The sequence below is a fragment of the Paraburkholderia sp. RCC_158 genome, assembly GCF_041355255.1.
Lineage (GTDB): Bacteria > Pseudomonadota > Gammaproteobacteria > Burkholderiales > Burkholderiaceae > Paraburkholderia > Paraburkholderia graminis.
This window is the reverse complement of sequence record NZ_JBFUPM010000012.1, coordinates 200,251-213,790: the sequence shown is the minus strand read 5'-3', so window position 1 is coordinate 213,790 and position 13,540 is coordinate 200,251. Positions and strand designations below refer to the sequence as shown.

General features: G+C 66.0%; 15 protein-coding genes. 9 read left to right on the top strand and 6 right to left on the bottom strand.

Going from position 1 to position 13,540, the window contains the following annotated elements; translation table 11 throughout:
• Positions 1 to 15: 15 nt before the first annotated feature.
• Entirely contained in the window at positions 16 to 1,872 is a 1,857-nt protein-coding gene (locus AB6809_RS23050) for an autotransporter assembly complex family protein (protein ID WP_029971132.1), read from the bottom strand.
• Between the two features lie 371 nt (positions 1,873 to 2,243).
• Here AB6809_RS23050 and AB6809_RS23045 point away from each other — a divergent pair, with 371 nt between their 5' ends.
• From AB6809_RS23045 to panD, 4 genes are all read left to right on the top strand, one after another.
• Positions 2,244 to 2,429: a DUF3460 family protein gene (locus tag AB6809_RS23045; protein ID WP_029971131.1), complete on the top strand. Its 186-nt coding sequence runs from the start codon at positions 2,244 to 2,246 to the stop codon at positions 2,427 to 2,429.
• Between the two features lie 16 nt (positions 2,430 to 2,445).
• The gene (locus AB6809_RS23040; protein WP_029971130.1) at positions 2,446 to 3,321 is read left to right on the top strand and encodes a ScpA family protein; all 876 of its coding nucleotides are present in this window, start codon (positions 2,446 to 2,448) and stop codon (positions 3,319 to 3,321) included.
• Positions 3,322 to 3,594: 273 nt separating this feature from the next.
• Positions 3,595 to 4,428 carry a pantoate--beta-alanine ligase gene (panC, locus tag AB6809_RS23035; RefSeq protein ID WP_006048526.1) on the top strand — a complete coding sequence of 278 codons (834 nt, stop codon included), beginning with the start codon at positions 3,595 to 3,597 and terminating at the stop codon, positions 4,426 to 4,428.
• 51 nt (positions 4,429 to 4,479) lie between these two features.
• Complete coding sequence (gene panD / locus AB6809_RS23030; protein WP_029971129.1) at positions 4,480 to 4,866, top strand: aspartate 1-decarboxylase; 387 nt, start codon at positions 4,480 to 4,482, stop codon at positions 4,864 to 4,866.
• Between the two features lie 60 nt (positions 4,867 to 4,926).
• On the opposite strand, the gene AB6809_RS23025 is transcribed toward panD, so the two are convergent.
• Entirely contained in the window at positions 4,927 to 5,565 is a 639-nt protein-coding gene (locus AB6809_RS23025) for a ParA family protein (RefSeq protein WP_006048528.1), read from the bottom strand.
• Between the two features lie 249 nt (positions 5,566 to 5,814).
• Between AB6809_RS23025 and AB6809_RS23020 the strand changes: the two genes are divergently transcribed.
• Positions 5,815 to 6,234 (top strand): PaaI family thioesterase, encoded by a 420-nt coding sequence (locus tag AB6809_RS23020; protein WP_006048529.1) that lies wholly within the window; start codon positions 5,815 to 5,817, stop codon positions 6,232 to 6,234.
• Positions 6,235 to 6,380: 146 nt separating this feature from the next.
• Here AB6809_RS23020 and AB6809_RS23015 read toward each other — a convergent pair whose 3' ends face one another.
• Positions 6,381 to 6,797, bottom strand: a complete 417-nt coding sequence (locus AB6809_RS23015; RefSeq protein WP_029971128.1) for a DoxX family protein — start codon at positions 6,795 to 6,797, stop codon at positions 6,381 to 6,383.
• Positions 6,798 to 6,956: 159 nt separating this feature from the next.
• Positions 6,957 to 8,501 carry a cobyric acid synthase gene (locus tag AB6809_RS23010; RefSeq protein ID WP_371027283.1) on the bottom strand — a complete coding sequence of 515 codons (1,545 nt, stop codon included), beginning with the start codon at positions 8,499 to 8,501 and terminating at the stop codon, positions 6,957 to 6,959.
• A 45-nt stretch (positions 8,502 to 8,546) separates the two neighbouring features.
• Here AB6809_RS23010 and cobU point away from each other — a divergent pair, with 45 nt between their 5' ends.
• Genes cobU through AB6809_RS22990 form a run of 4 tightly spaced genes read left to right on the top strand, consistent with a single transcriptional unit; the run spans position 8,547 to position 12,089 of the window.
• On the top strand, positions 8,547 to 9,101 hold the full coding sequence (gene cobU / locus AB6809_RS23005; protein WP_029971126.1) for a bifunctional adenosylcobinamide kinase/adenosylcobinamide-phosphate guanylyltransferase: 555 nt from the start codon (positions 8,547 to 8,549) through the stop codon (positions 9,099 to 9,101).
• Complete coding sequence (cbiB, locus tag AB6809_RS23000) at positions 9,101 to 10,036, top strand: adenosylcobinamide-phosphate synthase CbiB (RefSeq protein ID WP_029971125.1); 936 nt, start codon at positions 9,101 to 9,103, stop codon at positions 10,034 to 10,036. Before cobU ends, cbiB begins: the two co-directional genes overlap by 1 nt.
• Positions 10,037 to 10,055: 19 nt before the next feature.
• The gene (gene cobD, locus AB6809_RS22995) at positions 10,056 to 11,117 is read left to right on the top strand and encodes a threonine-phosphate decarboxylase CobD (protein ID WP_029971124.1); all 1,062 of its coding nucleotides are present in this window, start codon (positions 10,056 to 10,058) and stop codon (positions 11,115 to 11,117) included.
• Between the two features lie 51 nt (positions 11,118 to 11,168).
• A complete protein-coding gene (locus tag AB6809_RS22990) occupies positions 11,169 to 12,089 on the top strand; it encodes a cobalamin-binding protein (protein WP_029971123.1) in 921 nt (306 codons plus the stop codon).
• Positions 12,090 to 12,153: 64 nt separating this feature from the next.
• Here the strand turns inward: AB6809_RS22990 and cobC are convergent, their stop codons facing one another.
• Together cobC and AB6809_RS22980 are read right to left on the bottom strand one after the other, a co-directional pair.
• A complete protein-coding gene (gene cobC, locus AB6809_RS22985) occupies positions 12,154 to 12,744 on the bottom strand; it encodes an alpha-ribazole phosphatase (protein WP_006048537.1) in 591 nt (196 codons plus the stop codon).
• A complete protein-coding gene (locus AB6809_RS22980; protein WP_029971122.1) occupies positions 12,729 to 13,514 on the bottom strand; it encodes an adenosylcobinamide-GDP ribazoletransferase in 786 nt (261 codons plus the stop codon). The genes cobC and AB6809_RS22980 overlap by 16 nt, the downstream gene beginning before the upstream one ends.
• Between the last annotated feature and the right edge of the window lie 26 nt (positions 13,515 to 13,540).

The following is a 13,540-nucleotide window of genomic DNA, read 5'->3' as shown; positions in this document are numbered from 1 at the left end:
AAAAGGAGGTTTCCATCAGAAGGCGATCCCAAGCGTCAGATAAGGCCGCACGCTTCGGTTGCGGATGCCGTAGGCCACGTCGACGTTGACGGGACCGACCGGGCTGCGCCAGCGCGCGCCGACGCCCACGCCCGGATAAAACACTCTTTCCCCCCAGGTGTCGGTCGCGGTGCCGACGTCGAAGAACGCGGCCGCGCCCCAGTCGTGCGTGAACCAGTGCTGATATTCCGCCGACCCCGTCAGCAGATACTTGGTCGGCAGCACGGAACCCTGAACGTTGTTACCGATGCTCTGGTAACTATAGCCACGCACCGAATTCGAGCCGCCCGCGCGAAACAGCAGCGAGGCCGGAATGCCGCTCGAACTGCCGCTCGTGAACACGCCGCCCAGTTCCGCGCGAAATACCACGAGGTCCTGCTTGCCGATCGGCAGGTACTGCTGGCCGCGCGCGTAGCCGCGGATAAACGTCTGGTCGGTCAGCACGCCCTTCACCGCGAAACCGGCCTCGACGTGAATCAGATTGCCTTTGCGCGGAAACAGCGGGTCGTCGGTATTGCGCCGGGTCCACGACCAGGTCGGCACCAGCGCGCGGCTCGTGGTCGGCGGGCCGACGTTCTGATCGAGCCGATCCTGGTAGAACAGGATCGCGTAGTTGTAGTCGATGAATTGCGACGTGCGCGTGCGCTGCACACCGCCGCGGATACTGTAGATGCGCGTGTCGGAAACATCTGTCGTCGTGTAGGAAGCGAGCACGCTATTGGTCCATGCGCGCGGGCCCGGCGGCATCGCAAGCTGGATCTGGCCGTATTGCTGCACCTGATCGACCCGGCCGTCGATGGTGAACGGCCACGCCTTGCCGAACGTATTCAGATACGAGTACGCGCCCTGCACGAGCGCGCCGTTATCGGTCGAATAGCCGACGCCGCCGCGAATACTGTTGTACGGATATTCCGACACCTTCACATGCAGCGGCGTTTCGGCCGGCTTGGCCGGGTCGCTGTCCACGTCGATCGCGACGCTCGCGTAGTACGGCGTGTTCTGCAACTGCCGCTGCAATTCGGTGATGCGTTGGACGTCGTAAATATCGCCGACCGAAATCGGATTGACGTTGTCGACGATCTGCTCCGGATAGCGCCGCGTGCCCGACACGTCGAGCTTGCCCATCGTGAAGGTCGGCCCGCTTTCATAGGCGACGGAGAGCTTGGCCTCGTGCGTGCGCGGATCGACGCGCGCCTCCGAGTGATAAATCTTCGCGCCGAGATAGCGGCGTGCCTGCAAGGCCTTTAGCGATGCGTTCTTCGCGTCGTCCCAGTCGCCTTGGGAAAAGGGATCGCCTTCGTGCAGCGAAAACGCGAAGCGCGCGGTGTTTTCCTGCTCCGGGTCCTCGGTCAGCACCGGGCCGCGAAACGACAGCGAGATCGAACTGATGGTGGTTTGCGGGCCTGGATCGACGCTCACGGTGACGCGCTTCGCGTTGTCGACCGTGCGCACGTCGGTGCGCACAATCGGCGTGAAATAGCCCTGCGTCGCGGCGAGATCGCGTACTTGCTGCGGCGTCGCGGTGATCAGAAACTCGAACTGATCCTCGCTGATGTCGGGACGCTTCGCGAAGCGCGCAATATCCAGATGCTCTTCGAGGAGTTTGCGCAGCGAGCGCGGCGAGGCTTCCACGTCGACCTTGTAGCTCGCCGCCGCGCGCGCCGCGTAAGCGGGCCCGCCGGCGAGCGTCAGCAGCAGCACGGCGGCGGCAAGCCACGCGCGCAGCCAGCGCCGCAGCGCCGCGTTGCCGGCTAACGCGCGCCGCTGCGCTGCGCCCCGCGCGCCGCGTTCACCGCGCCGCTCTAGCGGCTTTTCGATCGCACACCCCGCCAAGCAGGACCTCCGGCCATGGTTGATGAATTTTTCGTTCGGGCGCGCAGTGCCGCCGAAGCTCGCTATTTGACCACATCGGCGGAAGCGCGCTATCTCTAAACGCACGCTCGAACGCAACCTCGAACACAAGCTCGAACGCGCTGCCGATCCCGCCGCAGACGCATCCAGCGAGGCGGACGCGCCCGCCTTTGACGCGTCATACGGCGCGCGGTTCCAGCCACGCATGCAGCGCGCAACATCGGCCACGATGCGTGCGCCGTCGACGGGGTTTTTCGACCGCGCGCGGCGCATGCGCTAAAATTGCGAAATAGATGCGGCATCCGCACGAAGACCAGCGAAGCCGCCGTTTCCCCAACCACGGACGTCGAGCCATGTATCAGTCGGACATCACCCAGTTCCTCAATCAGCTCAAGGAGCAGAAGCCCACGCTGGAAGCCGAGCAGCGCCGCGGCCGGGCGCTCTTGTGGGACAAGCAGCCGATCGACCTGGAAGAGCGCGCCGAGCAGAAGGCTTCGCGCGTCGAACAGACGCCTTACCAGTACTATCAGAACTTCTAAGCGCCCGGCGCAACCGATGAGTCACGCCGACGAGGCACACGGCGCGCCGCCGGATTCGTCCGACGCCGCGCTTGCCGCGCCCGCCACCGATTCGACGCCGGACACCGTCGACGGCATTGCTTTCGCGCGCCTGTATGGCGAGCCGCTCTTCAAGCTGCCCACCGACCTGTACATCCCGCCGGACGCGCTCGAGGTGTTTCTCGAAACGTTCGAGGGACCGCTGGATCTGTTGCTCTACCTGATCCGCAAGCAGAACTTCAACGTGCTCGACATTCCGATGGCGGATGTCACGGTGCAATACCTCGGCTACGTCGACCAGTTGCGCCAGACCAATCTCGAACTCGCATCCGAATATCTGCTGATGGCGGCCATGCTGATCGAGATCAAGTCGCGCATGCTGCTGCCCGTCAAGAAGGTGGACAGCGGCGAGGAAGCCGAAGACCCCCGCGCCGAACTCGTGCGGCGCCTGCTCGAATACGAGCAGATGAAGCTCGCCGCGCAGCGCATCGACCAGTTGCCGCAACTCGGGCGCGACTTCCTGCGCGCCGAGGTCTACATCGAGCAAAGCATCACGCCGCGCTTTCCCGACGTGAACAGCGAAGACCTGCGCGCCGCGTGGGCCGACGTCATCAAGCGCGCGAAGCTCGTCCAGCATCACAAGATTTCGCGCGAGGAACTGTCCGTGCGCGAGCACATGAGCTCGATCCTGCGGCAATTGCAAAGCGCACGCTTCATGGAGTTCGCCGAGCTGTTCGATACCGGCAAGGGCGTGCCTGTGGTGGTGGTGAACTTCATCGCGGTGCTCGAGCTGTGCCGGGAATCGCTCGTCGAAATTACGCAGGCGGAGCCGTTCGCACCGATCTATGTGCGCCTCGCCTATTTGCCGGCCTGAGCGTCGCTTTCGGGCGGAAGCGCGGCCGTTGGGCCGGCCATTCGCCAGGCCGTTAGCGAAGCCATTCGCCAGCGGGGCCAGCATGGAAACCGCGGCGCCGCACCTCCCCATTTCGAGTGGCCGATCAGGCCTCATTTCGGTGCGTCGCGCCGGCAAATCCACTACAATCCCGCGCTTCGAACCTGTCATTACCAGTGAGGCCGCGGGCCGCGCAACCGGCCAGGCCGTTGCGTCAACCCAGTCTCGCGCCGCGCGAGGAATCCCTGTCCGATCATGAAAGTCATCAGCTCGATCCATGAATTGCGCGACCAGTTGCGCGGCCAGAATCGCACGGCCTTCGTGCCCACCATGGGCAATCTGCACGAGGGCCATCTGTCGCTGATGCGCCTCGCGCGCCAGCACGGCGATCCGGTGGTGGCGAGCATCTTCGTCAATCGTCTGCAGTTCGGGCCGAACGAGGATTTCGACAAATATCCGCGCACGCTCGAAGCCGACATCGAGAAGCTGCAGAAGGAAAACGTCTACGTGCTGTTCGCGCCGACCGAGCGCGATCTGTATCCGGAGCCGCAGGAGTATCGCGTGCATCCGCCGCACGATCTGGGCGACATCCTCGAGGGCGAATTCCGGCCGGGCTTTTTCCAGGGCGTGTGCACCGTCGTGATGAAGCTGATGTCGTGCGTGCAGCCGCGCGTCGCGGTGTTCGGCAAGAAGGATTACCAGCAGTTGATGATCGTGCGCCGCATGTGCCACCAGTTCGCGCTGCCGACCGACATCATCGCGGCTGAGACCGTGCGCGACGCCGACGGCCTCGCGCTCAGCTCGCGCAACCGCTTTTTGCAGGCGGCCGAGCGCGCCGAGGCGCCGATGCTGGCGGCCGAGCTCAATCGCGTGCGCGATGCGGTGCTCGCCGGCGAACACGACTTCGCGGCGCTCGAGCGCGCGGCGATGGCCGCGCTGAGCGCGCGCGGCTGGCAACCGGATTACGTCGCGGTGCGCAAGCGCTCGAATCTGCTGCCGCCGGGTCCGCAAGACGCGAACGCCGAACTTGTCGTGCTGGCGGCCGCCAAGCTTGGGTCGACCCGTCTTATCGACAACCTCGAAATCTGAAATTGCCTTAGGCGATTGGACTGCGCCTACGAGTCAAAGGATTGACTAGCCATGCAACGCAACATGCTGAAGTCGAAGATTCACCGCGTCGCGGTCACGCATTGCGAGCTGCATTACGAAGGTTCGTGCGCGATCGACGAAGATCTGCTCGAAGCGGCGAATATCGTGGAAAACGAGCGGATCGACATCTGGAACATCAATAACGGCGAGCGTTTCTGGACGTACGCGATCAAGGGCGAGCGCGGCAGCGGCATGATTTCGCTGAACGGCTCGGCGGCGCGGCGCGCGCAACTGGGCGATCTGGTGATCATCGCGGCCTTCGCCGTGGTCGACGAAGCCGAGCTGAAGGCGGGCTGGAAGCCGGACCTGGTGTTCGTCGACGAAAACAACAAGATCAAGGGCAGCCGCGACCACGTGCCTACGCAGAACTGGACCTGAGAAAGCTGCGGGCGGCGTCGGCCGGCCTAAGATTGCCACGCCGTCCAGCCCCGCAATCGCTCAACCCTTCCTCGCGGCGCCGTTCGTCCACTCGATGATCGGTTGCCACTGCTCCAGATCCTTCTCCACGCGGCTTTTTGCGACGTCCCACAGCGTCAGGCCGTGCGCCGCGAGCTGCACGTAATTCTGCGTGTCGCGCAAATAGCCGAGCACCGGCAGCTTCAATCCCTCGACGAAACGGTGCAATTGCTCCGCGGAGCGCGTGCGCGCGTCGACCCGCATGCCGACCACGCCGATCTCGATCGCGCCTTTCCTGACGGCCTTCTCCTTGGCCAAGCGCTCCAGAAAATCCTGCGTGGCGAGGATGTCGAACATGGATGGCTGCAGCGGCACGATCACCTTGTCCGCCAGTTCCAGCGCGACGTTCATGCGATTGCCGTGCAGGCCGGCGGGCGTGTCGACGATCGCGTGCTCGAGCCCCTTCGGCGGCCTGGCAGGCGTCTCCGGGTTGACTTCCCACGTTTCGATGGCGGGCAACGTGTCGGGCCGCAACGACAGCCACGCATGCGCCGACTGCTGCTTGTCCAGATCCGCGAGCGCCACCCACTCGCCGTTTGCGGCGAAATAGCCGGCCAGATTCGTCGACAGCGTGCTTTTGCCCACGCCGCCCTTCGGATTCGCCACCACGATTACCGTCATGAATACTCCCGGAAAGAAGGCTGGGCGCTGCCAGCCGGTTTGCCGCTGTGTGTCTTCAACTGTATGCGTCGGATTTTGCCCTGCTGCACTGCTGCCACGCCGATGCGCCGATGCGCCGATTTGCCTGGGCTTCAGTCCGCGCGCCGATCCAGCCGTTGATAATATCGACAAATGCAGCGAGGCCGAAGCCCCCGAATGGCTAATCGGCGTCGTCCGTCAGCGAATCCATCCTTCGAGGAAGCCACCGCCATGAGCAAGCTCCGTCCGGAATACACCGTCGAACGCCTGCACGAACGCCAGAAGGGCAAGCTGCCCGGCTTGCTGGGCGTGCGTGTGCTGTCGCTGGATCAGGGCATGTTGAGCGCGGAATTGACCGTGCGCGAGGAACTGCTCGCGCCGAACGGCTTTCTGCACGCGGCCACGGTGATCGGTCTCGCGGACACCGCCTGCGGCTACGCGTGCCTCGCGCATCTGCCGGAGACGGCGCGCAATTTCACGACGGTCGAGCTGAAAAGCAACTTCCTCGGCACGGCCACAGAGGGCATCATCCGCGCGGTGGCGAAAGGCGCGCACCTCGGCCGCAGTACGCAGGTTTGGGACGCGACGGTGAGCGATGCGAACGGCAAGACGATTGCGTTGTTTCGCTGCACGCAGATCGTGTTGTATTGAGGGGTTGGAGAAGAAGCAGGCACGCGACTGTCGCGCTTGCGATGCAAAAAAGCACGCGACCTGACGGTGCGTGCTTTTTGAAATGCTGCTTGGATGGGCTCAAGGGGCGCCGGCTAAAGGCGGCGGCGCGCACGCCCCGCCGCACCTCAGGCAACCACCGCCCGCGGCGCCTTCACGCCGCCCATCGCGAACGCGCCACTGCCGAGCAACGACTGCACGACGAGCGTCACCGCCCAGAACGCCGGATATTCCCAGCCGCCGTGCGGCGAGCCGAATCCCCAGCCGTTGTGCCAATGCGCGGAGACTGCGCCGAGCATGAACGGCAGCAGCACGAGCGCGACCCAGCGCACCTGCACGCCCAGCAACAGCGCAATCCCGCCGATCAGTTCGACGAACGTCGTCACGTAAGCCAGCCATCCCGGCAAGCCGAGCGAGACGAAGAACTGCGCGGTGCCGGGTAGCGTGAACACAAAAATCTTTTGCAGGCTGTGCGCGAGGTACAGCACGCCGAGGGCGACGCGCAAGATCAAAGCCGCCAGATCGGCGGAGCGGTTCGGGTTCATGACGGGATCCTTCGTGAGAGGTGGGAGACGGCTTGGACCAAGCCGGTCGATGTCCGCCACTCTATTCGAACCACCACGCACGAAAAACCGTCGATTTCGCTTTGATTTTTTCCTGCCGTGATGCAATCGGCGGCCGCGTCCTTTCAAGCGCAACCGGCGTCAAGCCATCGCCGCCATCAATTTTGCGAGATCCAGGTGCTCTGCCAGCGTATCGGCCAGCCGATCCAGCGACGCTTCGCGCAACGCCGGATAATCGATCGCCTCGGCATCGCTCAGTCCGGCCCACGCCAGGAGCGCCGCGCACGCGGCCGGCGTGTCGAACAGGCCGTGCACGTAGGTCGCGAGAATCTGGCCATCCACGGACAGCGCGCCGTCGGGACGCGACTCGCCCGCTTGCCCGAGACGCAGCGCCGGCGAGTCGAGCGCAGGACCGCGCGTCTCGCCCATATGTATCTCATAGCCCGCGACTTCCGGCGAACCAGGCAGCGCCAGGCGGCCGCTAACATTCTTGAGCGTCTTCTCGCGCGTCAGCACCGTCGAGTAATCGAGCCAGCCCAGCCCCGCCGACGTCCCCGGCGCGCCCTCCACGCCATGCGGGTCCGCCACCTCGCGCCCCAGCATCTGCATGCCGCCGCAGATGCCGATCACCCGGCCGCCATAGCGCAAGTGCCGCTCGAGCACCGCGTCCCAGCCTTGCGCGCGCAGGAACGCGAGATCGCCGGGCACGTTCTTCGAACCCGGCAGAATGATCAGATCGGCGGGCGGCGGCGCCATGCCGCTTCGCACGTAATGAAAATCGACCTGCGGATGCGCGCGCAGCGCGTCGAAATCGGTGTGATTGCTGATATGCGGCAGCACCGGCACGACGACCCGCAACGTGCGCGTGGCGTCGCCGCGCTGCGCCGCGCGCAACTCGGGCGGCAGCATGTCCTCGGCGTCGAGCGTGAGGCCGTGCAGATACGGGAGCACGCCGAGCACCGGCTTGCCGGTCTTCGCTTCGAGCCAGTCGAGCCCCGGCTTCAGCAGTCCGATATCGCCGCGAAAGCGGTTGATGATGAAACCGCGCACGCGCGCCTGCTCGCTCGCCGACAGGCACGCGAGCGTCCCCGTGAGATGCGCGAACACCCCGCCCCGGTCGATGTCGGCCACCAGCACGACCGGACAGTCGACCGCTTCCGCAAAACCCATGTTGGCGATGTCGCGATCGCGCAGATTGATCTCGGCCGGACTGCCCGCGCCTTCGACGAAGATCGTGTCGTAGGCCGCTTGCAGCCGCGCATATGACTCGAGCACCGCCTCGAACGCGACCGGCTTGTAGTCGTGATACGCGCGGGCGTCGAGATTCATGCGCGCCTTGCCGTGGATGATCACCTGCGCGCCGCGATCGCTCGTCGGCTTGAGCAGCACGGGGTTCAGATCGGTGTGCGCGGCGATGCCGGCGGCCACCGCCTGCAGCGCCTGCGCGCGCCCGATTTCGCCGCCGTCGACGGTCACCGCGCTGTTCAGCGCCATGTTCTGCGGCTTGAACGGCGCGACGCGCACGCCCGCGCGCCGCGCGAGCCGGCACAGGCCGGCGACGAGCGTGCTCTTGCCCGCATCGGACGTGGTGCCCTGAATCATCAGCGTGCCGCGCGGCATGAAGACGGCGTCATGCGGGATCGAATGAATGCTCACGGGAAGGTTGGATTCGGTGGGGAAACGCATTATCCCATCGCGCCGACCCGCGCTGCACGCCGGTACAATCACGCGATGATTTCCCGCGACCTCACCTTCGTCATCGGCGGCGCGCGCTCCGGCAAGAGCGTGCACGCGGAACAGCTCGCCAGTCAAAGCGCGCTGCCCGTCACCTACATCGCGACGGCGCGCGTCACCGGCGACGCCGAATTCAGCGCGCGCATCGCGCATCATCGCGCGCGGCGTCCCGCGCACTGGCGCCTGCTCGAAGCGGACGTCGACCTCGCGGGCGCGGTGTGGAAGGCGGACGCGCCCGGGCATTGCACGCTGATCGACTGCCTGACGCTGTGGCTCGCCAACCTGCTATGTCCCGCCGACGGCGACGCGCTGCCGCCCGCTCAAACTCAAGCCCGCATCGAAGCGCTCGAGGCCGCGCTCGCCAACGCTCGCGGCAAGATCATCGCGGTCAGCAACGAAATTGGTCTCGGCGTCGTGCCGCTCGGCGCGGCCACGCGTCTATACGTCGATGAACTCGGGCGGCTCAATCAACGTATCGCGGCGCTCTCCACGCAGGCCACGATGATGGTCGCCGGCCTGCCGCTGTCGCTCAAAACCGCAGGCGGCGCGTGATGCTGTCGCTTCCTCTCATCGTGACGCTCGCCACCGCGGGCGTGGCCGTCGACCGTTGGATCGGCGAGCCGAGCGGCGCGCATCCGCTGGTCGGCTTCGGCAAATGGGCGGCGCGCCTCGAGGCGCATTACAACCGTGGCCGGCGCTTGCGGCTCAAGGGTCTGCTCGCGTGGTCGCTGGCTGTGTTGCCGCCGGTGCTGGTCGCCTGGTGGCTCGTCGCCGTGCTGCCGTTTTTTGCGGCGTGCGCCGTGCACGTCGCACTGCTGTGGTTCGCGCTCGGCGCGCGCAGCCTGCACGATCACATCGAACCGATCGCGCGAGCGCTCGCGCAGCGCGACCTCGGCGAGGCGCGCTTGCTGACGGCGCGGATCGTCTCGCGCGAAACCGCCAATGCCGACGAAGCCGCGCTGTCGCGTGCCGCCGTCGAATCGGCGCTGGAAAACGGCAACGACGCGATTTTCGGCGCGCTGTTCTGGTTCGCCATCGCAGGTGGCCCCGGCGCGCTCGGCTTTCGCCTCGCCAACACGCTCGACGCCATGTGGGGTTATCGCACGCCGCGCTATTTGCGCTTCGGCTGGGCCGCCGCGCGCCTCGACGACGTGCTCAACTGGATTCCCGCGCGCCTCACCGCCGCGAGCTACGCGCTGCTCGGCGACACGCGCACCGCGTTGCGCTGCTGGCGCGAGCAGGCGCCGCGCTGGGACAGTCCGAACGCCGGCCCGGTGATGGCCTCGGGCGCGGGCAGTCTGAACGTGCTGATCGGCGGTCCCGCGGTTTATAACGGCATGCTCGAACATCGGCCGATGCTCGGCTTCGGTCATCCCGCGAAGGCCGCTCACATCACGGCCGCGCTGATGCTGGTCGAGCGCACGGTGATCCTGTGGCTCGCGGTGCTGATCGTGCTGGCCTTGCTGAGCGTGCCCCTGCATGTCTGAGCGAAGCGCCGAATCCTGCATGCGTCATGACGCGTCGCCCGACACGGCTTCTCATGCGTCGGCTGGCGCGCTCATCACGCATGGCGGCAATCTGCACGAAGCGGCCGAGCGCTATTGCATTCCGTACGATCAGTGGCTGGATTTGTCGACGGGCATCAATCCGCACGGCTATCCGGTGCCGCCCGTTCCCGCCGACGCATGGCGCCGCCTGCCCGACGATGGCGACGATCTCGCCGCCTGCGCCGCGCGCTACTACGGCGCGCCGGACGCGGCGCACGTGTTGCCGGTGGCGGGAAGCCAGGCGGCGATTCGCACACTGCCGGCGTTGCTGCCGCGCGCGCAGGCCGGCGTCGCGGCGCTCACGTACAGCGAATACGCACCCGCGTTTGAGCGGGCCGGGCATAGCGTCGTCTCGCTCGATATTTCCTGCGACGTGCTGCCCGAGACGCTCACGCATGCAATCGTTGTGAATCCGAACAATCCGACGGCCGAGCATTTGAGCGCCGCGAGGCTGCTCGCCTGGCATGCTCAACTGAGCGCGCGCGGCGGCACACTGCTCGTCGACGAAGCGTTCGCCGATACGATGCCCGCCGCTTCGCTCGCAGCGCACGCGAATCGCGAAGGGTTGATCGTGTTGCGCTCGCCTGGCAAGTTCTTCGGCCTCGCGGGCGTGCGCGCCGGTTTTGTGCTCGCCGCGCCCGCGCTGCTCGACAGCCTGCGCCGCACGCTCGGCGCGTGGACGGTCAGCGGCCCCGCGCGTCATGCCGTGAAAGCGGCGTTCGCGGACCGCGCGTGGCAACAGCAGATGCGCTCACGGCTCGCCGCGGACAGCGCACGTCTCGTCGACATGTTGCAAGCCCACGGCATTCGCACGCGCGCCACGCCGCTCTTCGCATGGACCGACGACGCACGCGCCGCGGCCTTGCATCAGGCATTGGCCACGCGCGGCGTGTGGACGCGGCTCTTTGCATCGTCAGGTAGCGTGCGGTTCGGCTTGCCTGCAACCGAAGCGGAATGGGCGCGGCTGCAAGAGAGCCTGCGCGCGGCGATCGATACGATTGACGCTGCGGGCGCTGCCTGATTCCTGGTGCTTTGCCATGCCGACGCGCCACCGAACCCGATCTCTCAACCGATGACTCAATCAGTGCGCCGTGCCCGCCTCACCCTCACCGCCGCGTTGATCGCCGCGACCTTGCCGGCGCGGGCCAGCATCACCGTGACCGACGACACCGGCGCCGTCGTTACCCTGCCCGCCGCAGCGCAACGCGTGATCAGCGTCGCGCCGCACGTCACCGAACTTTTGTATGCGGCCGGCGGCGGCTCGAAAATCGTGGGCGCGGTGTCGTACAGCGACTATCCGCCCGAGGCAAAGCAACTGCCGCGCGTCGGCGATAACAAGTCGCTCGATCTCGAACGCATCGTCGCGTTGAAGCCCGATCTGATCGTGGTGTGGCGGCACGGCAATGCGCAACGTCAGCTCGACCGTTTGCGCGAATTGCACATACCGTTGTTCTTCAGCGAGCCGCATCGCCTGGACGATATTGCCGTTTCGCTGACGAAGCTCGGCCAGTTGCTCGGCACCTCGTCCACTGCGGATGCAGCCGCGGCCGCATATCGGCGCGACATCGCGAACCTGCGCGCGCAGTACGCGAAACGGCCGGCTGTGAGTGTGTTCTATCAGGTGTGGGATCAACCGTTGATGACGCTCAACGGCGAACACATGGTCAGCGACGTGATCGCGCTATGCGGCGGGCGCAACGTGTTCGCGGCGCTTCAACCGCTCGTGCCCACGGTGTCGACGGAAGCCGTGCTCGCCGCCAATCCCGAAGCGATCGTCACGGCCGCGCCCGGCGCGACGAAACCGGACACCGCGTTGCCGCAATTGAGCGCATGGCGCGCGTGGCCGCGTCTATCGGCGGTGGCGCACGACAACCTGTTCGCCATCGACGGTGATGTGATCAATCGGCCCACGCCGCGCATCGTGCAGGGCGCGACGCGGATGTGCGAGGACCTTGAACTCGCGCGCTCGCGCAGAAAGCAGAACGCGCAGTAACGCTCGATGCGGGAAGCGCGGCAAAGCGTGAACAAAGCATCAGCAAGCAAACATCGCCAAGCGCTCACGCATTCCACTTCACGAGCGACCACGGCTCGCCGTCACCGCCGCGGCGCAGCCAGACGATGGCGCCGGTTTCAAGCGACCATCGCAAGCAGCGTTCGAGCGGCACGTCGAGCGCCAGCGACGCAATCGCGCGCATGACGCCGGCATGCGTGACCACATACGCAGGCGAGAGCTCGCGCGTTTGCGCGTACGCGTCGAACCACGCACGCACTCGAACGACGAATTGCGCGACGCTTTCGCCGCCATGCGCTCGCGCGTGTTCAAAGTTCGAAGCCCAGTCGTCGAGCAATTCGCGATCGATCGAGTCCCAGCGGCGCTCTTCCCAGGCGCCAAAATTCATTTCCTTCAGCCGGTCGTCGTGGCTCAGCACGCAGCCGAAATCGTTGGTCATTTCGACGGCGAGCGCCGAGCAGCGCGTCAACGGACTCGACATCACGACGCGCGGCGCGGGCACCTGCAAACCGGCAAGCCTGAGCGCAAGCGCGGCCGACGACACATCAGCCGCCTCGGCGAGCGCCACATCGCTGTGGCCGTAGCACACGCCCGCGTCGAGCGCGACTGCGGGGTGACGGATCAGAACGAGGTCCATGCGAGCCCCACCAGATAGATGCTCAGTTCAAAGATCTGCTGCGCGAAGCCGAGGCAATCGCCGGTATAGCCGCCGATGCGCCGCACGAAGTAGCGGCCCATCGCAAAGCGCAGCACCAGCAGCACGGCAAGCGTCGCGCAGGCGAAGCGCCAATCGGGCATGAGCAGTCCGTGCGGACCATCGGGCCACAGCAGCCACGGCAATCCGAACACCACCACGCACAGCAGCGCGATGCCGCTCAGGCGTTGCGCGACCGGTTTTGCCTTGCCCTCCGCGCGCACGTAGTCGAGCGTCGCCAGATAGCTGATCGCGCATGCACGGCTCGCCGCATGGGCCGCAATCATCAGACTGGCGGCGCGCATCGGCGGCAACGCGGCGAGCGTCTGCCACTTGAGCGCGAGTGCGATCACCAGCGCGATTGCGCCGAATGCGCCGATGCGCGAGTCATGCATGATGCGCAAAACATCGTCGCGCGCATAGGCGCCACCGAACGCATCGACGCAATCGGCGAGACCGTCCTCGTGAAATGCGCCGGTAATCAGCAACGTCGACGCCATCGACAGCAACACCGCGACGCCCGCCGGAAACACGCGCAACGCAGCAAGGTAGACCAGCGCGCCGACGCCGCCGACCAGCGCGCCGACGAGCGGAAAGTAACGCGCCGCCGCATTCAGATAATGCGGTTCATAGCCGACCCATCGCGGCACGGGCACACGCGTGAAATAGCCGAGCGCGGTGAAGAAGTAGCGCAATTCCGCCAGCGGGTTCATGGGTGCGTCGTCGCGTGCATGGGTTT